The 21519-nt window shown below is 61.8% G+C and carries 26 protein-coding genes; 5 read left to right on the top strand and 21 right to left on the bottom strand.

Going from position 1 to position 21519, the window contains the following annotated elements:
- Positions 1 to 35: 35 nt before the first annotated feature.
- Genes DY201_RS13205 through DY201_RS13180 form a run of 6 tightly spaced genes read right to left on the bottom strand, consistent with a single transcriptional unit; the run spans position 36 to position 7360 of the window.
- Entirely contained in the window at positions 36 to 482 is a 447-nt protein-coding gene (locus DY201_RS13205; RefSeq protein ID WP_131922302.1) for a hypothetical protein, read from the bottom strand.
- Positions 479 to 2260 (bottom strand): hypothetical protein, encoded by a 1782-nt coding sequence (locus DY201_RS13200; protein ID WP_115731593.1) that lies wholly within the window; start codon positions 2258 to 2260, stop codon positions 479 to 481. Before DY201_RS13200 ends, DY201_RS13205 begins: the two co-directional genes overlap by 4 nt.
- Positions 2261 to 2269: 9 nt before the next feature.
- A complete protein-coding gene (locus tag DY201_RS13195) occupies positions 2270 to 3892 on the bottom strand; it encodes a hypothetical protein (protein ID WP_115731592.1) in 1623 nt (540 codons plus the stop codon).
- Positions 3889 to 6363, bottom strand: a complete 2475-nt coding sequence (locus tag DY201_RS13190) for a phage tail protein (protein ID WP_115731591.1) — start codon at positions 6361 to 6363, stop codon at positions 3889 to 3891. Before DY201_RS13190 ends, DY201_RS13195 begins: the two co-directional genes overlap by 4 nt.
- Positions 6364 to 6366: 3 nt before the next feature.
- Positions 6367 to 6783 (bottom strand): DUF6950 family protein, encoded by a 417-nt coding sequence (locus DY201_RS13185; RefSeq protein WP_115731590.1) that lies wholly within the window; start codon positions 6781 to 6783, stop codon positions 6367 to 6369.
- 13 nt (positions 6784 to 6796) lie between these two features.
- Positions 6797 to 7360, bottom strand: a complete 564-nt coding sequence (locus DY201_RS13180) for a DUF2163 domain-containing protein (protein ID WP_115731589.1) — start codon at positions 7358 to 7360, stop codon at positions 6797 to 6799.
- Here DY201_RS13180 and DY201_RS13175 point away from each other — a divergent pair.
- Entirely contained in the window at positions 7354 to 7665 is a 312-nt protein-coding gene (locus tag DY201_RS13175) for a hypothetical protein (RefSeq protein WP_131922303.1), read from the top strand. The genes DY201_RS13180 and DY201_RS13175 overlap by 7 nt on opposite strands.
- Before the next feature lie 10 nt (positions 7666 to 7675).
- Here DY201_RS13175 and DY201_RS13170 read toward each other — a convergent pair whose 3' ends face one another.
- Together DY201_RS13170 and DY201_RS13165 are read right to left on the bottom strand one after the other, a co-directional pair.
- Positions 7676 to 8197 carry a hypothetical protein gene (locus DY201_RS13170; RefSeq protein WP_172582929.1) on the bottom strand — a complete coding sequence of 174 codons (522 nt, stop codon included), beginning with the start codon at positions 8195 to 8197 and terminating at the stop codon, positions 7676 to 7678.
- Positions 8198 to 8280: 83 nt separating this feature from the next.
- On the bottom strand, positions 8281 to 10473 hold the full coding sequence (locus tag DY201_RS13165) for a phage tail length tape measure family protein (protein ID WP_115731586.1): 2193 nt from the start codon (positions 10471 to 10473) through the stop codon (positions 8281 to 8283).
- A 54-nt stretch (positions 10474 to 10527) separates the two neighbouring features.
- Here DY201_RS13165 and DY201_RS13160 point away from each other — a divergent pair, with 54 nt between their 5' ends.
- A complete protein-coding gene (locus tag DY201_RS13160) occupies positions 10528 to 10884 on the top strand; it encodes a hypothetical protein (RefSeq protein ID WP_115731585.1) in 357 nt (118 codons plus the stop codon).
- A 4-nt stretch (positions 10885 to 10888) separates the two neighbouring features.
- Here DY201_RS13160 and DY201_RS29840 read toward each other — a convergent pair whose 3' ends face one another.
- The 4 genes from DY201_RS29840 to DY201_RS13140 form a co-directional block, all read right to left on the bottom strand.
- The gene (locus DY201_RS29840) at positions 10889 to 11152 is read right to left on the bottom strand and encodes a phage tail assembly chaperone (protein ID WP_425358759.1); all 264 of its coding nucleotides are present in this window, start codon (positions 11150 to 11152) and stop codon (positions 10889 to 10891) included.
- A 71-nt stretch (positions 11153 to 11223) separates the two neighbouring features.
- Positions 11224 to 11622 (bottom strand): hypothetical protein, encoded by a 399-nt coding sequence (locus tag DY201_RS13150; RefSeq protein ID WP_115731583.1) that lies wholly within the window; start codon positions 11620 to 11622, stop codon positions 11224 to 11226.
- 82 nt (positions 11623 to 11704) lie between these two features.
- On the bottom strand, positions 11705 to 12496 hold the full coding sequence (locus DY201_RS29235; protein WP_174969006.1) for a hypothetical protein: 792 nt from the start codon (positions 12494 to 12496) through the stop codon (positions 11705 to 11707).
- A gap of 80 nt (positions 12497 to 12576) precedes the next feature.
- The gene (locus tag DY201_RS13140; RefSeq protein ID WP_115731582.1) at positions 12577 to 12990 is read right to left on the bottom strand and encodes a DUF4128 domain-containing protein; all 414 of its coding nucleotides are present in this window, start codon (positions 12988 to 12990) and stop codon (positions 12577 to 12579) included.
- Positions 12991 to 13059: 69 nt separating this feature from the next.
- Between DY201_RS13140 and DY201_RS13135 the strand changes: the two genes are divergently transcribed.
- Positions 13060 to 13485 (top strand): hypothetical protein, encoded by a 426-nt coding sequence (locus DY201_RS13135; RefSeq protein WP_115731581.1) that lies wholly within the window; start codon positions 13060 to 13062, stop codon positions 13483 to 13485.
- 18 nt (positions 13486 to 13503) lie between these two features.
- On the opposite strand, the gene DY201_RS13130 is transcribed toward DY201_RS13135, so the two are convergent.
- The 8 genes from DY201_RS13130 to DY201_RS13090 form a co-directional block, all read right to left on the bottom strand.
- Positions 13504 to 13920 (bottom strand): HK97 gp10 family phage protein, encoded by a 417-nt coding sequence (locus DY201_RS13130; RefSeq protein ID WP_165915884.1) that lies wholly within the window; start codon positions 13918 to 13920, stop codon positions 13504 to 13506.
- On the bottom strand, positions 13920 to 14882 hold the full coding sequence (locus tag DY201_RS13125; protein ID WP_245431987.1) for a head morphogenesis protein: 963 nt from the start codon (positions 14880 to 14882) through the stop codon (positions 13920 to 13922). The genes DY201_RS13130 and DY201_RS13125 overlap by 1 nt, the downstream gene beginning before the upstream one ends.
- A 328-nt stretch (positions 14883 to 15210) precedes the next feature.
- Entirely contained in the window at positions 15211 to 15573 is a 363-nt protein-coding gene (locus DY201_RS13115) for a hypothetical protein (RefSeq protein ID WP_245431986.1), read from the bottom strand.
- Positions 15573 to 16049 (bottom strand): DnaT-like ssDNA-binding protein, encoded by a 477-nt coding sequence (locus tag DY201_RS13110; RefSeq protein ID WP_115731578.1) that lies wholly within the window; start codon positions 16047 to 16049, stop codon positions 15573 to 15575. Before DY201_RS13110 ends, DY201_RS13115 begins: the two co-directional genes overlap by 1 nt.
- A 55-nt stretch (positions 16050 to 16104) precedes the next feature.
- Positions 16105 to 16455, bottom strand: a complete 351-nt coding sequence (locus DY201_RS13105) for a hypothetical protein (protein WP_115731577.1) — start codon at positions 16453 to 16455, stop codon at positions 16105 to 16107.
- Positions 16456 to 16465: 10 nt separating this feature from the next.
- On the bottom strand, positions 16466 to 17419 hold the full coding sequence (locus DY201_RS13100; RefSeq protein ID WP_115731576.1) for a DUF2184 domain-containing protein: 954 nt from the start codon (positions 17417 to 17419) through the stop codon (positions 16466 to 16468).
- Between the two features lie 15 nt (positions 17420 to 17434).
- Positions 17435 to 17872 carry a structural cement protein Gp24 gene (locus DY201_RS13095; RefSeq protein ID WP_115731575.1) on the bottom strand — a complete coding sequence of 146 codons (438 nt, stop codon included), beginning with the start codon at positions 17870 to 17872 and terminating at the stop codon, positions 17435 to 17437.
- Entirely contained in the window at positions 17872 to 19017 is a 1146-nt protein-coding gene (locus tag DY201_RS13090) for a DUF2213 domain-containing protein (protein WP_115731574.1), read from the bottom strand. Before DY201_RS13090 ends, DY201_RS13095 begins: the two co-directional genes overlap by 1 nt.
- 63 nt (positions 19018 to 19080) lie before the next feature.
- On the opposite strand from DY201_RS13090, the gene DY201_RS28740 reads away from it, so the two are divergent.
- Entirely contained in the window at positions 19081 to 19296 is a 216-nt protein-coding gene (locus tag DY201_RS28740) for a hypothetical protein (protein ID WP_131922305.1), read from the top strand.
- Positions 19297 to 19298: 2 nt separating this feature from the next.
- On the opposite strand, the gene DY201_RS13085 is transcribed toward DY201_RS28740, so the two are convergent.
- On the bottom strand, positions 19299 to 21122 hold the full coding sequence (locus DY201_RS13085; RefSeq protein WP_115731573.1) for an anti-CBASS protein Acb1 family protein: 1824 nt from the start codon (positions 21120 to 21122) through the stop codon (positions 19299 to 19301).
- A gap of 71 nt (positions 21123 to 21193) precedes the next feature.
- On the opposite strand from DY201_RS13085, the gene DY201_RS13080 reads away from it, so the two are divergent.
- Positions 21194 to 21490 (top strand): PRC-barrel domain-containing protein, encoded by a 297-nt coding sequence (locus DY201_RS13080; RefSeq protein WP_115731572.1) that lies wholly within the window; start codon positions 21194 to 21196, stop codon positions 21488 to 21490.
- Positions 21491 to 21519 lie beyond the last annotated feature (29 nt).

Raw genomic sequence — 21519 nt, 5'->3', positions numbered from 1 at the left:
GACATAGCCCCCGAGCACCGACAACCCGATCTGGTCTAACTGATCTTTCCCGCGGCTACGAACAGCCCGTCGACCGTTTCGTCTGACAGGCCAAGCTCGATGGCCAGCGCCGCCAGATATGGATGGTCACGCGAGATGAATGTCGCCTTGCGCCACCAGATACGAACCGGCTCATACGGGTAGCTGTCGATCAGCGCATTGACCTGGCCGAGCAGAACGCCGTCGTCATGCCGATGAAGGGCAATCTCAGCCTGAGCCGGCGAGACGCGATCGGGCACCAGATCCACAGGCCCCTGCAGCGCATGAACCGCCAGCACGGCGGCAAGTTCTTGTTCGGATGCAATGCGCGTGATGCCAGCCCCGTCGGGAAGTGTCGGCACGTAGTCGCCGGCTGCACTCGACCAGAAGCGGCTTTCGTCGCCGCTGACAATCCAGAACCAATTTTCCGGCTTAAAGACCCACATATCAATTGGATCGATCATTGATACTGACCTCCTGTTGCCGTGGTTCCTGCAACGTCACCTGGCAGTGCACTCGCCCCGGCTCCACCAGTCTGAATGACGCCGTTCAGGACCGCGTCGTAGCGTTTGCCGGTCGCGGAGCCCGAGTAGGTGTTGCCGTTGACCAGTGCGTTGCCAATTTGATCAGCACGAACGAAAGCACCGGAAAACGCTGGCGTACCTGTTAGCGTTACCGTGCGTGCAGTGCACCTGAACATGCCGCCATATCGGGCCTGTGCATGGTTCACAGCCCCGCCAGAGATCGAATAATTCCCAGTGCACTCGACTAGCGCACCGACTGCATCTGCGTTTATCTGCGCTGCGGCACAGGAGCCAAACTCAGTGCCGGAAAAGGTGACCTTCCCGCCGGCGGAGTTGCGAATGCAGTCCCCCGCACCTGAAGTTTGCAGCTTTAGCCCGGAAATCGACAGGACATTCGACAGCGGCACCGTCGTCAAGATGGCGTGGTTGCCCGCGATACTCACAATGGCCGAAGTCGACCCTGAGAATATAACAGTGCCACCAACCCAGTTCTTGGATATCAGGATGCCCGCCGTATAGCTGCCATCGGCCACCGCAACGGTAACGTCAAACCCATTGAGATCCAATGTTAGCAGCGTTTCATAAGCCTTCTGTTTGGTCAGGAAGGCTCCGCCGGCGGTGTTGGTGCGGCCATCATTGCTGTTCGAGCCGTCAGTGCGGACAAAGTAGGTCCGATTGGCGGTCAGCGCCTCGCGGGACTTCGCCGGCACCCACAGTGTGCCATTCCACTTGAAGGCGTCGCCGACAGTCGGCGCGGCGGTCGTGTCATCGAGGCCCAGGCTGCGGCGCCGACGTGCCTTGGTGTTACCGGCGCTGACCGCCATGACGGACCAGGCGTCGGCTCCATTGGAAACGAGCTCAGCGCCTTCCCAAGGTGTATCGAGCACAAGGGTCGTCGCGCCGTCGATCGTGTCGGTTCCGGCCCGTTGAATGGTCAGCGTGTTGGTCGACGAGACCCCGCCAACGGCATCTCGCACGACAAGCCGTCGCCCGGCCTTGTAGGCGCTCGCCGCCGGCAGAGACCAGATGCGGCCTGCAGTAAGTGCTGCCGTAAGAAGAACTGCACGATCCGTGGCGAGGATCGCATACGCCGCATCGCCGCGCGTCGTAGCCAGCGTTGACTGCGTGTCTACGCTCGCCTGGTCGATTGTGCCCCAAGCAACGGCACCATCCACGCCGCTGGATTTAACGGGAACCTGCCCGGTCGTACCCCCTGCCGGCAACCCATAGCCGCCCTCGCCCACGCCGGGCGGCCCCTGCTCACCCACCAGCGAATACGGCCCGATCCAGCCCGACGGCGTCTTGAAGTAGAGCGTCGGGTCGAAACCGGGCTCTTCGCGCAGCCAGCAATATTTGTCCGTCGGCATCGGGTTCAGCGCATCGCGCTCGGCCAGCGTGCCCCGCCCGTCGGGAACGACACCTGTGCCCCACGGCTTTGTCATCAGCCGTGCCAGCCGGTCATTGATCCAGGCAGCGCGCACCGCCTCGGATGTTTCGCGGGCGATGGCATAGGCGCCGCTGGCCGTTGTGCCCGGCCATGCATAGGCCAGCGTCAGCGACGTGTCGCTTTCGACGCTCAGGATCGGCACAGACATGCCGGCGAAGCTGAACATGCCGCCGGTGACCAGCGCCAGCGCCCAGGCCGTGCCCGTGCCTGTGACAACAGCCGAGGCGTTCGACACGGAAACCGTGCCGGTCGAATAAACCAGAGATGTCATGATCTGCCCTTAGAGGCTGAGGGGGATGGCGAAGAGATACCAGCGGATGCCTACGAGGCTTGGGCCGTAGATAGGGTCAGCATATGTGCCAAAGGCGCCAGACTTGACCTCAGTCCGCCACGGCCGCCCGCTGGCATGATAGAACTCGAGCTTGTTGCTGCTCACGCGGCAGTTGGTCGTGCAACCGGCGACCTCATTATCCCACTTCGGGGTTTGGTCGAGGTTGAACGATCGCAGGATGCGGTTGACCGGGGCGGATATCGAGCCGTCCGACCATGTCGCCATGTACTTCACGAACGGCAAAAAGCCATCATTCGTGAAGTTGATCGTCTTCTTGGCGGTGCCGAGGATCAGGCTGTCAGTCGTCTCGGTGAAAGCGCCGGCCGCAAGCCAGCCCTCGTCGACAATCGGCACATAGGGCAGACGGGTATCGAGAATGATGTCGTTCAGCCCCGGCGCGCTGTCTGACGAGCCCGGCCGCTTAGTCTGGATGAGGTCGACGGTGCCGTCATTGTCCTTGTGAAGGATTTTCGAACCGCCCGAAGTCGGCGCGGAATCGTCGTCGGCCAGGATCATGTAGCGAACGACGATGTCGGGATTGCCGGTGTTGTAGATCCTGACGCCGTCCGTCTCGATGACGTATTCCATCTGAACCTTGAGCGTCTTGGCAGTGCCCGAGGGCAGGTAAGCCGGATGGTGCATGGCGTCGCTGGTGCGGCGGACCATATAATCCATGTATGTGCCGAGGGTAGTAGGTCGCTTGGTGAGCACCTTGACGTTGGCGCCGGAGTTCACCTGCACCTCGCCGGCGCCGATCAGCTTCGCCGGAATGCGGCTCTCGTTGAAGACGAAGGCTTCGTGCGCGCTTTCGGCAACGTCATGACCGGGATAGGCCATGCGCACGGTCGTTGGGTTGATCTGCAGCACCTTCTGCCCCTCGATCGGCGTGCCGGCAAAGGAGGGCATTGCCTCATTGCCAGCAGGCAGTTCCAGGACAGCGAACAAATCGCGATAGACGCCGTTCTGCGATAGCGGCCTAGCATTCACATACTCGCCGGTGATGCCCCCAAACCCATAGAGGCTATACGCACGCCTGCTCAGGGTTTCGACACCGAAGGTGGCAACGAGTGACGAGTCCCGAAACTGGGCTGTAAACGCCATTCTGCCTTGCACGTAACCGGTTTCGCCACCCCCACCTATGTCGGAGGGTGTGTAGGAATTGGTCGCGCCAAAGAACCGACTGTCGGCCACCGTCTGCGCCCGACCCTCGATGATTGGCGTATAGGCGAAACCCAGCTTCTCCGGGAAAATCACGTGGTTCTGGCCGGCGTCGGTGACGGACCCGTTGTCGCGGACAGTCCAGATCTTCTCCAGCGCCGTGCTGTTGTTGGTGCCCGGCGGCTCGTAATAGATGGCGGTAGAGTTATCCGCCGCCGGCCTGGGCCATTTCGTCAGGCTGTAGTTGATCTCCCTGATGTCGTAGATGTAGCCGAGCTTGTGAGCGCGAGTGTTGTCAAAGATGAACTTCTGCCAGTCCGTTGACGGCGTCGTGCGTGGATCATCGGTATCGTTCTTCATGACCCTCAGCACCGGGCCCACGCCGTCAATCCACCCCATGAACCAGCGCGTCATGCGAAAATCTCGATGCTGGCATCGCTACCCGCGCCCTTGAGAACTAGCTTGCCGTTGGCCGAGCGAAGCTCCTCGAAAATAGCCAAGGCGATGCGCGCCACCTGAAGCTTTAGCTCGCCGCTTTCGAACACCAGAGGCTGGCCCTCGTTGGTGCCGTCCGTCACCACGAACTGATCAGCCTTCACCACGAAGCGGGAAAAGGGCATGGCGGGATTGCCGCCAACGAAGCCGGCTTCCCAGATCGTTGCCGCAGACACCCAGGCCGAGCCGGTTGTCGCCCGAACCTGCATGACAATCTGGGCTACCACATCGCCCGCGCCCGCCTGGGCCGTCATGCGCCACAAGCCCCCAGCCGATAGATCGCCGACGGATGTCTCGACCGCATCCAGTGATTCAGCGAACGCGACCAACTGACCATTGACCTCTTCCACCGAGGCCGTAAGGCTAGACATGGCAACAGCGGTGGCGTCACGGAAGCGAACCGCGACCGCATGCTGTTCGGTGACGACGCCGGCAGCATCGGACGCGGCGAGCGCGATCTGCTCCAGTCGGGCATAGGCATCGTCGAGGCCAAGGCTCAGCGTGCGGAACAGCTGATAGATGTCAGTCTTGACCTGCTCCAGCCCGACCGACACGGAAGGCAGTGCAGCCGCCGGCGTGCTGACAACGGACCAATCCGTCCAGAACGTGGTGCGAACCGGTGCCGTGACCAGCCGATGGCGATATTCATAATCCGCGTCGGCCAACACGCCGTCACCCGTAACCAGTACCTGCAACGGCACGTCGGCACGCTTGATGATGCTGTCGGCAGCACCGACCGGCCGATACTCGATCTCGACAGCAACGACAGTGATGTCGTCGAAGGCATTCCAGGTGAAGCGGAGGCCGGGTTTGCGCTCGGGCGAGCCGGCAACGATGGTCTGCACCCCGGCGGCAATGAAGTTCGCCGCAACCGACGCATACTGCCCCTCCCCGGGCGCGGTCGGCAGCGTCGGTGTCGTCGTATACTCAGTCGGGTCGAAGATGCCCGCACCGACTTCCTGGAGCTCGAGGTAGATGTTCCGCGCGCCCTGCTGGCCGAGCGGACCGAGGCGCTTCTGCCCGATCTGGAATTTACGGTCACCATGCTTGGCCGAGTTCCACCTCACCCAACGACCGGGCGGCATGCGATCGAGGAACTTCGGATGCAGGCAGATTGCGCCGTTGGCCTGATAGCGGCTGGCCTTGATCGCGATGTCGGCCAGGCGGTCGGCAACCTTGGCGTCGTTCACCGCGCCATACGGGATCGACGCGGCCAGTCGCTCGCGATCCTCGGCAAGTGCAACGAGGTCAATGCGGGTCGCGAATGGCACTGTCTCATAGAAGCTGGCAGGATCACGCCAGGTACCGGCAACCGTGTTCACCAGTTCCGACCGCGTGCGATACTTCGAGAACCGGAACGGCTCGTCGATCATCAGGTCGTCGTCGGTGAAGGTCGCAACGACAGCCTGTTCGGCACCGACCAGCGGATACTCGCCAGATGCATCCTCGACCCATGTTGCAGCGCACGCCTCGAGCAGCGGCTGCAAGTTGGCATCGTGCGTGACGCCATTGCCGGCGGCAGCGATCAGCCCTGCCTTGTAGCGCCGGCCACCGCCCACGAACTCGTCGCAGATGTTGGCGGCAACAGTCCAAGGCCCAAGCGGCAGGCGCGAGGCAGGCACACCCTTGCCGACCATCAATTCCGTGCCGTTGTAGAAGCCGCGCTCCAGCGCGTACATCATCAGCACCGGGTTCTCTGAAAACTCCCAGGTCGACTGATCATTCCAGCGGTGCGAACCATCGCCGCCGACGCTCGTATCCTTGCGCCAGTCGTACAGCGGCGCGCCTTCGACCTCGAAGAACGCCGCGATCGGCTGTTGCAGCTTCTCGCGGTCCAGCACCTGCGTGACGACGGCATAGGCAACGCCAGCGCCGCGATGGTCGGCTGTCCAGCGTGTCGGCGGATTGGCATTGGCGATCAGGCCGGCATCCGCAGCCTGCACCATCGTGCCAAGGTGGACCTTCTGCCATATCTCGCCGTCGACACCTTGCACACGGAAGCCGGGATGCGGGTTCTCAGCCCCACCGGTCACGCGCCATTCGCCTTCAACCCGAATTCGCGACACGCCGGTGATGCGGAAGTGCGACAGGACATAGAGGTCCTGTATGCGCCGGTTCCCCTCGCCATAGGCGTTGCGGTAGATGTGATGCCCCGCCGTGCCGGCCTTGCCGAGCACCACCGTGCGCGGCATGTCCTCGCCATAGGAGGTTTGCAGCTGGACGGCCTGCGCCTGCTGCTTCGGCTGGAAGATGGCGCCCAACGCATACTTGAGCGCAACGCCAAGCCCGAGGCGTGCAACGCCGGCAAGGATCGTCGAGCCGCCGAGCCAACTGAAGGCGCCGGTTATCGCTCCGCCAATAGAGGCGAAGATCGGAGCGAGAAAGCCCATGGGTCAGCCGACCTTGAAAGCGGATTTGATTTCAGTCTGGGGATAGAAGGCGAGCCCGGTCTCGACCTTCACAGCCAGGCCGCGTTCGGTGACGAAGCCGGCGGCCAGCACGCCGTCGCGCTCGACCACGCCAACATCGCCACGCTGCGCCATCAGCCGGCCGACAGGCGGGAACAGCTTGGCGAGCACCGCCTCGACATCGGCGCACTTGCGCCGGCGCATCAGCTTTGCGGCGCCGAGCTCGCTCGAGTAAGCACCGCGGATCTTCGCCGCGGGATCGACGCCGGTGACCGCCTCGACAGCATCAGAGACTGTTAGCAGGCAATCAGCCACACCCCATTCGCCAAGCTTGTCCAGGTGCTGCTCGACGACATGCGCAAGGCGGCGCTCCCAGTCAGGGAGACGTGTCAGTTTCAGCATGATGGGAATGCCTTCAGAGCTTGATGTCGAAGTATTCGGACTTCAAGCGGCTGGCGAACTCGAAAAACTTGTCGCCTGGTGAAACCAGCTGCTGGTCTTCGTGGCTGGCAGAGCGATAGCCATCCCGGTGATTGTCGAGCCTGCCGTCGATGACGTTTGCGACAATCTTGACCTCGCCACCGTCGGTAACGTGGTCGACGGTGTCGCAGAAGCCGTAGACCATCGGTTCAACATGCAGCAGCGCCCGCGTGTCGGGATCGAAATAGGCGTCATAGACCGTGACCGGTCGACCTTTGTAATCCTCGTTTTCGATCAGCAGCAGCTTGTCCGGCTCAAGCCCGAAATCGCGCTTGGCGGTCAACGAAACCGTAAAGGTGGCGGCTGCGGTGCCAACGCCGTAGACCGGCTCGGACACATCTATCAGCGTCGACGGCCAATATGTCAGGCCACTCCACACCAGGTCGGCGTTGCCGTTCCAGAAGCCATAGGTGCCAGTGCCGCATTCGATTTTCATCAGCGAGCGGATCACCGCCCGCCCCTCGTCCAGCACCTGCTGCAGGCGTGTTGGAAATGCCATCAACTTTTCTCCGCCGAAATGGACAAAGTGGATCGGTGCGCCATCTATTTCTGATGTCGTTGCGCAGGAGAGCCATCACCGACAAAAGCAGCGCAGAACAAGCCGCGCTGGAGACCGTGTGTGCGGTTCTGTTGGGGGAGCTTGCATTGCTCCATGACAACCCTCCTCAGAAGCTGGAGGAGTTGGCCGCTAACCTCCGCCAGGTAGCGAGACAAGTGTCGGATGAGCTTGGTTCCTCAGCTTTCGCAACTACCATTGATGAGGTTTGCGAATTGGCCGAAGAGTCGCTGGTCACCGTATCCTAGCTTGCTGGCATCATTTCGGCACCTCGACCAGCGTGAAGGATGCGGCCGGCAGATAGTCATCAGGCATCGAGCCGGAGCCCGGCATCATGCGCATGTTGAGCTCGAGGTCGCGGAACCTCACCTCGGCGCCTGGCACGATGTATCCCGGCACTGCGGGCTCAACGGTCAGGCTGATAGCGCCTGCGGATGCAACAGCCCCGACCATGACCCGATGGAGCGATCGATAGTCGCCGCTCTTCAGGCTGATGAGATCACCGCGGCGAAGGTCCAAACCATTGGTGACACTGCCGATGGCGACAATGAAGCCGTCGGTGACTGACACCAGTGAGCCCGTATTGCTCAAGGCGGCATTGGCCTCGTCGCCGACGTAGGCCTGAGGCACCTTGAGATACTTCGGCGCGAACAGGACGGTCTTGGTGCCCGCCCCTGCCTCATCCAGGAAGGCCTGAACTAAGGCCACCTTTTCAGCCGCCAGCGGCCCCGTCTCGACCTCAACCCGCCAGAACGGGTCAGCAAACTCGACGAATGCCATCGCCCGCTGACCAGATCGGCCAACCGACGTTGACCGGACGATCTGAGGAAGCCCCTTCACATAGGGGACGATTGGCAAGTCGATCATGCCAACCCCCTCGTCTTAATCTCGCGTAGGGCCTTGACGACACGCGGCGTGAAATCCTTGTCGGCAAAGTGTTTCAATGCCTTGGTGACTTCCTCTGAAGTGTCACTGCCACCTCCTTGAATGCTAACCACTGGTGCGAAGTTAAAGTTGGCAGCGACAGGCTGGTTGTTGTTGGCCCCTCGTCCAAGCATGTGGTTCGGAACAACCCGTTCGCCGCCGCGGAACCTCACCAGTTCCGGGCCGCGCTCGCCCACCATCGCCACACCTGCCCGCGCAGAGGCCGTGCCGTCGGCATAGCCTCGGAGGCCAGCCCACGGATCGGAGCCGCCGCCACCAAGCCCGAGGATTGACCCCAAGATACCGTAGCCACCGGTGGACCCACCGCCGAACAGCATGTCGAGCCCACTGTCGAGCAGTTTGGAAGCGACCTTGTCGAGAGCGTTCACCGCGGCATCAGCGAACGACTTCCACAGTCCCTCGCCTCGGCGCAACCCGCCCGCAAAGTCTTCGAAGAACCCACGCGACACGTCCTGGGCGAAATCAAGCGTATCGCGTAGCCGACTGGTCTCGGCTTCGGCGCCGGCCATGGCTGCGGCATACGACTTCAACTCGGCGGCCTTGGCAGCATCGATCGTGATACCGGCCTGCATCGCCTCATTCAGCAGATCCTGCTCATAGCGAAGCGCGTTTGCTGCCTCTTCGGTCAGCAGCAGCGCATCCTTCTCCGCCATCTGGGAGGCGATGAAACCCTCAGCACCAAGCAGGATGTCGTTGTAGCGCTCGGCCAGGCGCTCGGTTTCGCTCTTGCTCTTCTTGGTCTTGTCCTCGACCTCACCGAGACTGCCGGCCAGTTCGCGGAGCTTGTCCGAGGCCGCCGAGGCACCACGGGAAATGGCGCCGCCGAATTCGCCAATGTAATCGACGCCTTGGGCGCTCTTATACGCCTCCAAGGCCGCGTCCATGGCAGCATTCCCCCGGTCCGACACGGCTGGAGCCTTCTGGGGCGGGAAGAGCTTGTTCGGGCTGCCGAGGTTGGGCAAGGCAACGCCTAAGTTCTCACTAATCTGCTTCAGCGCGACGTTGACCTCAACAACAAGCTGGCGCAGGCCCCAACGCACCTGCTCCATGAACTTGTGCATGGCTAGTTGGCCGACCTCTCCCATCACATCCGGGAACTTTGACCACACGACATCTGCGGCCTTGAACGCCCCGACGAGCACACCGGTGATGGCATTCGCACCGGCCTTGGCCTTATCGACGATGTCGAAGCCGAGGATTTCCGCGAGATCGTCACGGAACGCGTAGATGGCCAGGCTGGCGGCACCAAGGGCAAGGAAGAACCAACCTGCGGGGCCTAGCGCAGCAAGCCACGCGATAGTGAAGGATGCGGCAGCGCGCATCGCAGCCAACCCAAGGCCGACCACAGCAGTGGTCAACGCGGCCGCACCAGAAAGGATAGCTGGTGCGAACATCAGCGTCAGAGCGGCAGCAGCAGTCAGGGCATAGGGCGCGATCAGGTCAAGCCCATCAGCCAGCCCACGCAGCAGCCCGGCACCGACCTTCGTCCAATCGATGAATTGAAGGCCAGCGGCGACCAAGGTGGTAAGGCCGATCACAAGGAGACTGACGGGCGAAAGCACCGACAGGAACGCGGCTCCTAACCCGCGAACCGGGTTCTCCATGGAGGAAATCACCGCGGCAAGCTGGGTGCCTTGCTGCAGACCTATCTGCAGCGCTCCCATGCCCATCTGTGCGGACACGGCAATGTCCTGGAACTGCGCGGCGATATTGGCGGTGTTGAACCTGCCCACCATGGCAACATTGTCGTTTGCGGCGGCATTGAACTTCCCGGCAGCACTGGCAGCCCTCAGGGCCGCGGCCGATTGCGCATCCAGCGCCCCTGCCGTGGCAAGAGCTGCTGCCTGTGCGCGCTCCTCAGCCGTGGCAAACTGCCCGAGAGTGTTGCGAAGCTTGCCTGCCTTGTCCGTCCAGAGTCCCATCGACTTCGCTGCTGCGCCGGCTGCAACGGCCATGGAGGCAGATGCGGCCTTGGCTGTAGCCGCACCAGAAGCCATGCCAGAGGCTGCTGCCTCAGCGCGTTTCGCGGAGTTCGTAAGGTGATTAAGGGCAATCGTGCCTTTGTCCACCTGACTGGAGTCTACGGCCAAGCCGAGAGCAGCGACATCCATCTTTACCTCCTATCCCGACGCGCAGTATCGTCCCGGCCCTTTGGAGGGACTGAGATGCGGAAACTTGCGATAGTGTTTTCGATGCTATTGGCGTCGCCAGCATTGGCGATGACGCCTGACGAGCTTGGTGAACAGGCGGAGAGATGTTGGAACATGCCGGCAGGGCTGACCGAACTGCCTGACATGACTTTTGATGTGCTTTTTGATGCAAGCGGCGGCGTCAAAGACATCGCGGTTGTCAGTTTCAAGCCGGAAGGTGAGGAAGGCAAAGCCGTTGTTATCGGCGCGTCAAAGGCAATCGAGCAATGCGCTCCTTACAAAGGCGCGCCTGAAGGTATCGCCCGTGTTCATATACACTGGGAGCCCGAAGGACAGGCTATTGACCCGTTTAAGCCAATCAACAGCGACTGAGGCACTAAGCGCCGGACTTTTGTCGCTCGGTCACCTCGGCCTGCTCTTTGGCGATGGCCGACATGAACGCCCCATCCATGGCGCGCAGGATCGATAGTTCCTCCCGCCTGACTACAGTGCCCGTGAGCGTCGACCAGTTGGCAATCTCGGTCATGGAGAGGGGGTTCGGCCCGCTGAAACCATGGGATCGGCCTGCGCTGATGTCCCAGAACCATTCGAGCAGATACTCGAAGTCTGGATTGACCGTATCTGGATCAACCGCCGGCAGACCGAACCGTTCATTCCGCTGCCGGCGCGTCTCGCCATTCTCGTCTGGGGTGTTGAGCCGGACGTGCTGGGCTATGTGATCGGCGAGGATTGGCCCGAGTTCGAGAAAAAAGCGGCTTCGTCTCCGAGCGCCTGGTCGATCTGCTTGGCGATCCAGCCCGCTGCGAGCAGCTTGCCGACGTTGATCTTGGACAGCGGCGGGTTCTTGAGATCGCCCAAGGTCAGCCCGTCAGCCCAATTCCAACCGACGACAGCCGCCGTCAGGATCTCAACCGTGTTGTCCTCGATTTTCTCGGCGGTGACCGTGTTGCGGCCGCCACGGAGCGCGCGGTTCTTGATGGAGCGCTCCACCTGCTTGACCCGGTCGTCTTCCAGGCTGACGCACTCAACCTTCAGGCCGATCGGCGCACCGGTGGCCGGGTGTTTGATGTCAACAGTGATGGTCGACGGCTGAATTGCCAGAATGTCCATGTTTCACCTTGTCGGAAATCGGGATGTCGAGGTGGGCCGCCTTGCCCCGACAGCAAGAGCGGCCCGTTCTGCGCAGAAAGGCTTAGGCGCCGACGAGGCCGACAGGCAGCGAGTAGGCCACCGCAGATGCTCCGGCCGGATTGACGGCAACGACACCCACGCGCACGGCATCGCCGGACTGCCCCGCAGCCAGCGTGTAGGTCTTGCCCGTGGCGGAGCCGATGTTGACGAAGGTGCCATTGCCCGACGTGTCCGCCTGCCACTGATAGGTGAAGCTGGTCGGGTTGCCGGTCCACATCCCCTCATGGGCGGTGAGCACGGCAGCCTGCGCCAGGCTTGCACCCGTGATGGTGGGAAGCCCCACATTCGTCGCCACGACTAGCGCTTCGGGGTCGACGACGATTTCGAGCTGGTTGAGCCCCAGGGTGTAGATCTCGAGGATGAAGTCCTCGTTGCGGCCGTTGGGACGGGTCGGGCCAGTCACGACGCCGCGATTATAATAGATCGAGTTCGTGCTGTTGGCGTCGGGGGCGTCATTGTCCTCGGTCTTGAAGGCATATTGGAACTTGGTCTTGCCCGCGGCGCGCATGGCAATCTGACCTAGATCGGTCGGATTGCGGGCCACCTCGACAGGAGGGTCGCCGGCATTCGAAATGCCCTTCTGCTTCTGCGTGACCTCAGTCGCGAGTTCGTCGTAGCTCGGCAGATTGGTCTGCGTGCCGCTTTCGCCGATAGACCCAGCATTGCCGACTTCCGTCCAGTTCAAAGCTTCAAACTGGCTCTTATTAAGCGGCGCCGACTGTGGTGCGGGAATCGAGCCGCCGGGCGATGTCACCGCAATATAGAACTTGCGGCCCTTGTTCGTGTTCGCCATCGGGGTTTCTCCTTTTCAATGGCTGGCATGAAAAAGGCGGCCCGAAAGCCGCCTTGATGAACCCGGATGGCCGGGAATGGCTATGCAAAGCACTCGTAGGCGATGGTGACGGGCACCTGAATGTGGGTGTCACCGTCGATCGGCTGGCCCACGTCGGGAGCCTTGGCGACGCTCACCCGGAGCCCGTCGCGCCACATGTCGGTGCCGCACGCAAAGTGCTCGGCCACCTTACCGGCAATCTCGACCGCAACCGCAGCATTCTCGTTCTTCTTGCCGAAGACGTCGATCTGCAGAAGCCCGAGGCGCTGGTGAGGATCGGTTGAGCCTAGGAACAACCGGCGGTTCACGTTCGGGATATGCGTGACGCGCAGATACCCACCCGTCGGCTTGATGAAGCTCTCATTCGGCCAAGCCACCGGGAGCACTGGCGACAGGACAAGCCCCTGCGCCCTCGCCTTCAGTGCGAGCCAGATCGCTGTTTCGACGGTGGGCATAGATTTAACCTTATGCTATCGCAGTTACTCGCCATTGCATCACATTGTTAAGCTCGCCCACGGACCATCATGCGCGTTCAATTCTATGGATTGCTGTTTGATCTTGCCGCCGGTTGGGTCGATGCAACTGGTGATCTTCCAGCCGGCTCGCCGCCAACGCTGGTGCGCCCAACCGGCGTTGGAGCTCTCCAGTTTTCAGTCGCCCGCTATAGCGGCGGCAAGCATCCGCATGTCAGCCTGGCGGATCTGCAAGACATGATGGGCAAACATTGCGAAGGCCTCGCGCGCGATTTCGGTTCGCATACTGTGAGCGATGGTGACATTGACAAGGTGGGATGCGTTTCGTTCGAGCATGGTGAGACCATGGCGATGTGGTACCTGTCGAACGGTCGCGATGTCGTACTGGTCACCTATTGTGCAATGGGAACGGGCGATCCGGAAATCTCGAAGGAGCTCGCTGAGTCCAAACTGATGGTCGAAACAATCGACTTTTGATCCCCGCGCCCGTCGAAACTACAGCCCCAGCCGGCGCTTCACTTCGCCAGCCTTCTCGGCGACGATCATTTCCCACCGTTGAGCGACCATCGTCACCCAAGGCCGGGGTGTCCTGCCCTGCGCACCGAAATGCACGAAAGCGGCGTAGTTGGCGGTGTAGCCGAGATAGATGGTGTCCCCGAGATCCGCGCTATTGATCACCAGAAGGATATCCCCGAGGTCGGCCGGCACTGACATGCCTGGATTGGCTCGGGTCAGCGTCGGCATAGCCGTTGTCGAGACCATCAGCGAGGAGCGCAAGAACCCCGTCTCGCCGACAGGTACGAGTTGATTCAGTTGCGACACCAACTCCTGGGCGGCTTCCTTGAACACCGCCTCAAGCGCACCTTCGACCTTCTGGGCCCACTGACCGACCGTCGCAGCGAAACTGGCCATCAGCGCACCAACTGGGCAACGAAATCGATCTTGTACTCGGCGAAGCACTTGCAGCCGATGGTATGGCGCGATGGCGTACCGGGAGCATGCGGATAGCGAATCGTCGTCCCGTCTGGGGCGATAAACGGCTGATCGAACGGGACAACCTGGCCATGCATGACAACGTGCTGCGCCCTGGGATGTTCCTGTGGCGTATGTCGCCATGTCTTGGTGATGTGCTGCGCCTGCACCCTGCCTGCCTCGATCTGCTGGCGGAACGCGATGTCCCTGGATGCGCCCAAGGCCGAAAAGGTCTCATGCAGCGCGATGGTGTCGGCCCTGAGCTTCAACAGCCCATCCGAGTACCTGCCAACGATCCGGGCCACGGCATCAGCCGGCAGTGGCTTGCCGTCCTTCAGCGCCTTGAGAATGCTGCGGTCGAAGCGCTTATCCCGACGGGCGCGCTCCAGATAGTTGCGCATGGCCACAGGATCGCCAGAGAGCAGCTCCTGGCGAGCGCTGTCGACATAGGCGGCCTGCTGAGCCGTAAGGCCGAGGATGCCGCCCTCGCGCCTGCCTGTGACCCGGTTGACCCGCCCCACGATGTTCAGCGCGCTCCGGGTCGGGTTGTCGCCTCGGGCAAGCCCTTCTGACAGCACCGCACGGATAGCGGCTTGCTGGTCGGCGATGACGTTGCGGACCAGCGTAGCACTGTGCTCGCGCAGCCATTCCTCCGCGGCCAGGTTCCGCGCATCCCACCGGATGACGATCTGATGGCCGTTCGGATCACGCAGCGTCGGCATCTGCTCGATGGTGGCAACACCACCACCGTTGAAAGCCTGCCTGATAGCCTCATCGAGGGGACGGAAAGCTGCTTCTTCGAGATGCATGGCCGCGATGGCGCCGTTGACGTCACCGCGCTCCAGACGCTCCACGATGCGGCGCAGGACGATGTTCGACCTGATGTCGTCGATTGTCTCCATGAAGGCGGCGCGCAAGACGGGCGTGAGGTCCGCGACAAGCTGTTCCAGCCTCTCACGAGGTGATAGGCGTTTTAGCACAGGCGGCGTCTCGGATATGAGGGAACATGCGGGCTCAATTTGTCGACCAGTCCACTGGAAAGCTCATTCACAGCGCGGAAGATATAGAGCGATCTGAAATAGTGATCGGTGACCGGGTCAGAATTTCTAGGCACCGGACCTTCAGCAGTAAGGTCACCTTTACAGGGACAATCGTAGCCGTCGAACTATCTATTTCCGATCTTGCCACCCAACCGTCACCCAAGGAATTGACGGTATTCCTGAAAGCCGACTAGGCCGCACACCAAGCCTTGAACGCCACGACAGTTCCTGCCGGCGGTATCGGCGTCAGGTTGGTGATGACGCGCTCAGCGCCATCAATGACGAGCCTGTCAGTGATCTGCGGCTCAACCTCGGGCACCGAAAACGTCACCATGTCGCCGGTTTCTACGATCAGGACGCCGTTCTCATAGCGCTGGTGCAGCCGTTCGGCTGTGGCCGATAATGGCCAAGTCTCAACCGTCTCAGGCGCTGGCGTCCATTCGTTAGGCGGCGTGCCGAGGGTGACGCGCTTCAGTTGGACCGTGCCCTGCTTGAACCGCTCCATCAGCCGGGTTGCCGTGCCCTGCATGCGGCCATAGTCGAACGCAGCCATCACACCACCAGAATGCCGGGCAGTGCCACGGTCAGCAGCGGGGCAAGCATCCCGTCGATGACGGACACCAGTGGCCGGGCAGCGACGGCGAGGTCTGTCTTGTCCGAGACGGCGTATTCGACCTCTACCGCGCCCTCGACCTTCTCACGCTTGACCAGCGATGAACCGGACACAACAGCGGAGAGAGAGCCGGGCGACTGCAATTCGAGCAATGCGGCCTCATACGAGGCGTTCACTACCCGAACCGGAATGATGTCGCTGGCGAGCGCACTTCCGTAGGCAGTGGCACCGGTGCGAGGCCATGCCCTTTCCTGCTCAACACCTCCGGTGGGAAGGCCTGAGAAGCGAGCGCCATATGTGCCGTCGACATAGGTGCTCCCGCGCTGGCGGGCCGCGCCAATATCACCAGCGGGCACGGTGTAGCCGGCGGCGGTGGCGTAGGCGGTGAAGCCCTCATTCGTTCCGTAGCCAGCCATAGTTCCTCACATGGAAAGAAGGACCCGGCAGCGAAACTGCCGGGCCGGTTGATGGTCAGGGCTGGGTTGCCAGTTCCTCGAGCGCGGCGACGATCTCGTCCTTCTTCGACGGCGTCTTGTCGCCGAGCAGCTTGGACGCAGCCGACTTGAAGGCCATGAAGTTGCCGTCGACCATGGCGAGAACCTCGCCTGCGGTCTTCGGGGCGGAATCGTCGCTCGTTGCAACAGCCTTGGCCTTTGCGACCGTCTTGGCCTTGCCTTCGAAGCTGAACCAGCCAGTCGCCTCAGCAACCTTCAGTTCAGCCTCGCTGACCTCGACATCGACAGACTGACCCGGCTCGATCAGAACGGCGCCGCCGACGGCATTGATGCCGCGCGGCCCCTGCTGTGTGTTGGTGACCTTCATCGGTCCCTCCTTAAATGCCGTCGAGATAGCGGACAGCCTTGGGCCGGCGAATGTCGACGCCACCGAGGCGGAAGATGCCCGGCACGTCGAACTTGATCGGCCCAGTCTGCCAAGCCGGCAGGAACCGGAACGGCATCGGCATGTGGAACTTCAGCACCTCGGGCGAACGGCGGTAGGCCACCATGCGCTTGGTGCTGCCGGCACCGGCCGTGTCGAGGTAACCGAAGACACCACGAATGGTCAGTTCCTGGCCGGTGGTGAGCGTGTAGATGTTGTTACGCTTCACCCATTCCAGGATCGTGGTCTGGTTCACGGCGTCGATGCGGCGTGTCGAGATGTCCAGCAGCACCGAATACGGCAGCAGCAGCGTGTCCGCGAGTTCCGCACCGAGCGTACCGGTGAAGATGCCGGTCAGCTGGCCGTTGATGTCGCGGAGGATCTGGTCGGGCGTCTTCGACGCGAACGTCGTTGCGGAACCGGTGCCGTCTGCCGGCGCCGTGGTGGCGGTCGGCGTCGAGGCATTCACCAGACCGGTGAAGCCCTTGGCTGCATCGCCAACGAAGGCGACAAGGTCGATCTTTTCCTCCGCAATGCGGCGGGCGGCCGATGCCTTATCGTTGGACAGGTTCATGCCGAGCAGCTGGGCGGTGCCAAGCTCCTCGATATTGTAGCCGTAGCCGATCGCGGCCATGGAGACACCGGTTTCGAACTTCTCGCGGGTCAGCTCGACCTTCGGGACGTCGTGGGCGTTGCCGTTGAACCACTGCGCCTGGCCGACCGAATCCATCGAGAAATAGGTGACGGACTGGATCCACTCGGGCGCGGAGGTGTCGACCGGGATCAGGGACGGGTATTGGATGTCCTGATACTTGATCGCGTAGACCGTCGGCTCGATCAACGTAGCCTGACGGATAAGGAAGCTCATCGCGACCTGCTGAGCGTCCTGCATGATGTGTGCGTTCATTGAGATCGCTCCTGGTTAGCCGAGGCGCAGAGCAGCGAGGGCAGCACCCGAAGTGCTGGTGTCCCACTGTGCGCCTGCGATGAGGGTGTTGCCGGAGGCCGAGTTCGTGAGAACACCGGTTGCCGGAACGTAATAGACGGGATCGCCGACAGCGACAGCGACCGAGGCCTGAGCCACGATGACGCCCTTCTTCATCATGGCGACATTCGAGAACTGCTCGTACTTGCCCGTCGGCTGGGTGCTGTCGAGAACAGCGATGCCGGTGAACTTGGCCGTAGCTTCGGAGTCCACGACCTGATTGTCGGCAGTGCCCTGAACGCCGACTTTGCCGAAGCCGATGCCCTCAACGTCTTCCGCAACGCGGGTGACGACTACGGACGGCTCCATGTTGAGGACCATGCCCTCGACCCAGCGGGCGTGCTGGGCTGCGTAGTTAGTCTGGACCGCAGGCATTAGGCTGCTCCCTTCGTCGGGTTCTGCCAGGCCGACGTAAGATGGTCGGTCATGGCCTTGTGAGCGGTTGCCGAACTGCCGGCGTCATTGACCGGCTGAATGCCGGACTGGACAACCGTGCGGAACGGGTCGGACGGGTTCTTGCCCGCGTCCTCGACCAGGATGTCAAAGCGGGCGTCGATGTAGGCGTCGGCCTTGTCGGCCACGGCAGCGTCACCGAGCTTGGCGACGACTGCGGCACGGCGGATGGCAGCATCCGACAGGCCGTCGGTCTTGACGTCCTTGGCGATCGCCTTGGCCTTGCTGATCAGGTCAGCTCGGGCCGCCACCTTCTTGTCGAGGTCGGCATCGGAGAGGATCTTGGCCTTGAGGCCATCGATCTCAGCATCCTTTTTGGCCAGATCGGCATCCTTGGCCGCGATAGCCTTGGCATGGTCGTTCTGGGCGTCGGTGAACTTCGCTGCGGACGATGCAAGATCGGCCAGCAGCTTGGTGATGGCCTGGGCGCCCTGATCGGTGGTCTGCACCGATAGTCCGTCCACGACCACAGTACGAAGTGCGTCACTCATGGTGACAGTCTCCTTGTCAGTGGTTGAAATCGGGGCGGCGCCCCAGTTCCCCGCATCACCGATGCGAGCTTGTGAACCAGCCCGAGCGCGATCGACGAGCGCGAGATGGTTGATCTTGATGGAGCGCTGCTGCGCGTCGTAGGGCTCGCCATCGGCTGTCATGCCGGGCGTCCAGTCCAATTCGCAGTTGTAGCCGGCGGACAGTTCGCGCTTGCCACTCACCATGGCGGTGATGGCTGCTGCGTCCTTGAGGATCAGTGGGAGCATGACCCACTGCCCGTCCTGCTTGGCCGCGGTGCTAACCTCGCCGACCGACAGTTCCTTCCAGTTATCCGCCGTCACTTCCTGGTCAGGGTGATCAATGGTGATCGGCGCATGGCTGAACGACTGCAGGCTGTCCTGGGCGAAGACCTGATCGGCGGCCCGATAGACCCGCACCCTGGCAACGTCGGGCTTGCCGACCTCGTGGCCAGCGTAAAGCTGGATGCCAGTGCGCACCGCCCTCGCCTCAGCGATAAGGTAGCCGTCTCCGGTCCGCCGCGTTCCCGCGACGGTTACAGCGTCTGTGAATTGCATGGACGATCTTTCTGGCACCATGCCAGCGTGCTATGCACGGCAAGCATAAGGGGAAACTTTGGTATGGCTCTAATTACGCTCACTTTGCGCGGCAGCAGCACCAACTCACGAATTGCCGTGAACACCGAACAGATCGTGACGCTTCAGGACTTTGGCGCCTACACACACGTTGTTACCACCGGCACAAATTCGAATAGTGCTTCTTGGCAGTTCGCCGTCGAAGAGCCTTTCGACGTCATTGTCGGCCTGTTTCAAGAGGGCCGCCGCCAACAAGCCTAGGGCTAAGTTGCCTTAGCCACTTCCTCGAACACTTCCGGCCCCAGCACGATCTTGCCGCGATATGGCTCGATCGTGGTGAGGTCGACCGGTGCCTTGGTCAGGCCGATGTGCGGCTGGTAGTCCTCGAAATCGTGTGACGCACCAGCCCGCACGATTTCCTCGTGCCGCCAGCACAGTTGCGACGAAGCGAACATCAGCACAGCAGTCATGTTTCCGAGCGGCTCCACCACGCGGGGGCCACCCTTGGGAATCAGCATTGAACCATCACGCTCCGGGCCCCACTCAAAGGCGTTGCCCGCCTTGATCCAGTCGATGGGCGTGCGCGAGTAGACGATAGTGACGTGCAGGTCGGGCACGATATCCGTGATGCCCTGCGCTTCAGCCCACGCCTTGATCTCTGCGGCGTTCACCACATCGCGACGGACATAGAGCGTCCGAGGCAAGGCATCGTTCGCAGCCTGCTTTGCTGCCGGCTTCTGGGGCGTTGCCGCCGCTGCCTGCTCGTCTTCGTCCGGTTCCTGCTCGGCGAGCTTGCCATACTCCTCAATCGCCGCTTCAAGGCCTGGCAGTGACCCGTCCTCGACGAAGGTGTTGACCAACGCATCAGACAGCGCATCGATCGGCATAAGCGGCTGCTGGCCACTGCTACCGGCAATTGCGCGGGCAGCATCGGCCTTGGTCTTGAAGACGTCGGCCTTTTCCTTCTCCGACATGCCCCAGAGCGGTGCCCAGTCGTAATGGACCTCATCCGGCCGTGAGCCGAGGGCCGAGCGAATAATCGCTTCGTCCATGCGGTACATCGCTGGGGTCATTTCCAGCGACTGCATGGCCGAAAGGCGATCATAATAATTGCGAAGATCGCTCTCGCCGGTAGCGTTCATCCCTGCCGGCGCCTGGCCAAGCAGGCGGGTCGCCGGGATGTCAGCCGCACCCGAGACGATCTGCAGGAACCGGTCCAGCACGTCTGGGAGCGTGGCGAATGAGGCCGACTTGCTCTCGTACTCCTCCTCCTTGTCGAGCATCAGCGTACCGTTGATGCCCTTGGAGGTGTTGGCCAGGGTGTAGCGCTCGATGATCTTGCGCTTGTAGCCCTCGTCTCCGAGCGAGGCCATGAAGTTCGGAATGCGGATAATGTCGATCTTGGCTTCGAAGATCAGGCTGGCAATGTTCGCCGCGGTTCCATCCGCCTGCTTAATCGCCTCCATGACAGCGAGCAGCACGCTGTCGCCCCATACCAGTTCACTGCTTCCGACCAATTCGACGTCAGGCTGAGGGTTGCCGGCGAAGATGACCAGGCGCGAAGGGTGAATGTCCACCTGAACCTTGTCGCCGGCCGTCAGCTTGTAGTCCTTGGGTTTGCCGTACCATTCCGAACCCGGATCGCGCTCGATCTCGCCGGCAGACAGTTGGCGGCGGGTCAGCACGGTCAGGTGCTTGATGCCACCCTTGCCGATCCGCTCGACGTCCAGCGGCTTGGCCAGTTCCTGATCACCGGTGCCGATGTGAATGGCAGCACCACCCCACAGACGGGCCTTGGTCCTCGCCTCGAGCACCTTGCCGCGGACGTTGAGGCGCTTCTCTTCGGCCTCGATGTCCTCGATCTTGGTCCCATCAGCCTGCCAGTCACGCCATGCCCGGACACTGTCAAAGGCGGGAATGTCGACGATCTTGCGGGGCAGCCAAGCGCCGCGATAAGCGTTCAGCAACTCGGCGTCCGACAGGACGGGCATCGAGTAGAAGCTGCTCGCCGCCTTGTCCCTGTCCGTGCCGAGGCGCGACACGAGATTGGTCAGGCTGTCGCGGAACATCGCGATCACATTTGTCATCGGCCTGGCTTCCTTCGGAACGGACAGCTGTTTCAGGTGTTGGGGATGTCCAACCCCAGAGGAGACCAGCAATGGATCACAGCACTCACGTTCGCCTCACCGAAGCTGAGCTCACGCCCGATATGCTGGAAGGCGCCACTATCTTTGGGCCCGACGATGAGGACATCGGATTTGTGTCACATCTTCACGGCTCTGGGAGCACCGCTCAGGTAGTCATTGATGTTGGCGGTTTCCTTGGCATCGGTGCCAAGCAGGTGGCGGTTCCTGTCAGCCAACTCCAATTCATGCGTGACGAGGATGGCGTAGTTCATGCCGTCACGACCTGGACGGAAGATCAGCTCAAAGACATGCCCGAGCATGTCGATTGAAGGCACGGGGCTTAGTTATGGCTGAGCCC

Origin of the sequence: Aminobacter aminovorans (assembly GCF_900445235.1) — a bacterium.
In the GTDB taxonomy this organism is placed as follows: Bacteria; Pseudomonadota; Alphaproteobacteria; order Rhizobiales; family Rhizobiaceae; genus Aminobacter; species Aminobacter aminovorans.
Note: the sequence above shows the minus strand (reverse complement) of the source record. Positions and strands in the feature narration are given on the sequence as shown.

What these genes read in the sequence shown, in the direction of transcription:
- DY201_RS13150 (WP_115731583.1), bottom strand. Translation starts at nt 11,622, where the DNA reads ATGGACATTCTGGCAATTCAGCCGTCGACCATCACTGTTGACATCAAA.
- DY201_RS13110 (WP_115731578.1), bottom strand. Translation starts at nt 16,049, where the DNA reads ATGGCTGGCTACGGAACGAATGAGGGCTTCACCGCCTACGCCACCGCC.
- DY201_RS13080 (WP_115731572.1), top strand. Translation starts at nt 21,194, where the DNA reads ATGGATCACAGCACTCACGTTCGCCTCACCGAAGCTGAGCTCACGCCC.
- DY201_RS13175 (WP_131922303.1), top strand. Translation starts at nt 7,354, where the DNA reads ATGCCATCAACTTTTCTCCGCCGAAATGGACAAAGTGGATCGGTGCGC.
- DY201_RS13205 (WP_131922302.1), bottom strand. Translation starts at nt 482, where the DNA reads ATGATCGATCCAATTGATATGTGGGTCTTTAAGCCGGAAAATTGGTTC.
- DY201_RS13180 (WP_115731589.1), bottom strand. Translation starts at nt 7,360, where the DNA reads ATGGCATTTCCAACACGCCTGCAGCAGGTGCTGGACGAGGGGCGGGCG.
- DY201_RS13135 (WP_115731581.1), top strand. Translation starts at nt 13,060, where the DNA reads ATGCGCGTTCAATTCTATGGATTGCTGTTTGATCTTGCCGCCGGTTGG.
- DY201_RS13165 (WP_115731586.1), bottom strand. Translation starts at nt 10,473, where the DNA reads ATGGATGTCGCTGCTCTCGGCTTGGCCGTAGACTCCAGTCAGGTGGAC.
- DY201_RS13140 (WP_115731582.1), bottom strand. Translation starts at nt 12,990, where the DNA reads ATGCCCACCGTCGAAACAGCGATCTGGCTCGCACTGAAGGCGAGGGCG.
- DY201_RS13115 (WP_245431986.1), bottom strand. Translation starts at nt 15,573, where the DNA reads ATGGCTGCGTTCGACTATGGCCGCATGCAGGGCACGGCAACCCGGCTG.
- DY201_RS13090 (WP_115731574.1), bottom strand. Translation starts at nt 19,017, where the DNA reads ATGCAATTCACAGACGCTGTAACCGTCGCGGGAACGCGGCGGACCGGA.
- DY201_RS13170 (WP_172582929.1), bottom strand. Translation starts at nt 8,197, where the DNA reads ATGGCATTCGTCGAGTTTGCTGACCCGTTCTGGCGGGTTGAGGTCGAG.
- DY201_RS28740 (WP_131922305.1), top strand. Translation starts at nt 19,081, where the DNA reads ATGGCTCTAATTACGCTCACTTTGCGCGGCAGCAGCACCAACTCACGA.
- DY201_RS13085 (WP_115731573.1), bottom strand. Translation starts at nt 21,122, where the DNA reads ATGACAAATGTGATCGCGATGTTCCGCGACAGCCTGACCAATCTCGTG.
- DY201_RS13200 (WP_115731593.1), bottom strand. Translation starts at nt 2,260, where the DNA reads ATGACATCTCTGGTTTATTCGACCGGCACGGTTTCCGTGTCGAACGCC.
- DY201_RS13160 (WP_115731585.1), top strand. Translation starts at nt 10,528, where the DNA reads ATGCGGAAACTTGCGATAGTGTTTTCGATGCTATTGGCGTCGCCAGCA.
- DY201_RS13095 (WP_115731575.1), bottom strand. Translation starts at nt 17,872, where the DNA reads ATGCCTGCGGTCCAGACTAACTACGCAGCCCAGCACGCCCGCTGGGTC.
- DY201_RS13130 (WP_165915884.1), bottom strand. Translation starts at nt 13,920, where the DNA reads ATGGCCAGTTTCGCTGCGACGGTCGGTCAGTGGGCCCAGAAGGTCGAA.
- DY201_RS13105 (WP_115731577.1), bottom strand. Translation starts at nt 16,455, where the DNA reads ATGAAGGTCACCAACACACAGCAGGGGCCGCGCGGCATCAATGCCGTC.
- DY201_RS13185 (WP_115731590.1), bottom strand. Translation starts at nt 6,783, where the DNA reads ATGCTGAAACTGACACGTCTCCCTGACTGGGAGCGCCGCCTTGCGCAT.
- DY201_RS29235 (WP_174969006.1), bottom strand. Translation starts at nt 12,496, where the DNA reads ATGGCGAACACGAACAAGGGCCGCAAGTTCTATATTGCGGTGACATCG.
- DY201_RS13190 (WP_115731591.1), bottom strand. Translation starts at nt 6,363, where the DNA reads ATGGGCTTTCTCGCTCCGATCTTCGCCTCTATTGGCGGAGCGATAACC.
- DY201_RS13195 (WP_115731592.1), bottom strand. Translation starts at nt 3,892, where the DNA reads ATGACGCGCTGGTTCATGGGGTGGATTGACGGCGTGGGCCCGGTGCTG.
- DY201_RS13125 (WP_245431987.1), bottom strand. Translation starts at nt 14,882, where the DNA reads ATGGAGACAATCGACGACATCAGGTCGAACATCGTCCTGCGCCGCATC.
- DY201_RS13100 (WP_115731576.1), bottom strand. Translation starts at nt 17,419, where the DNA reads ATGAACGCACACATCATGCAGGACGCTCAGCAGGTCGCGATGAGCTTC.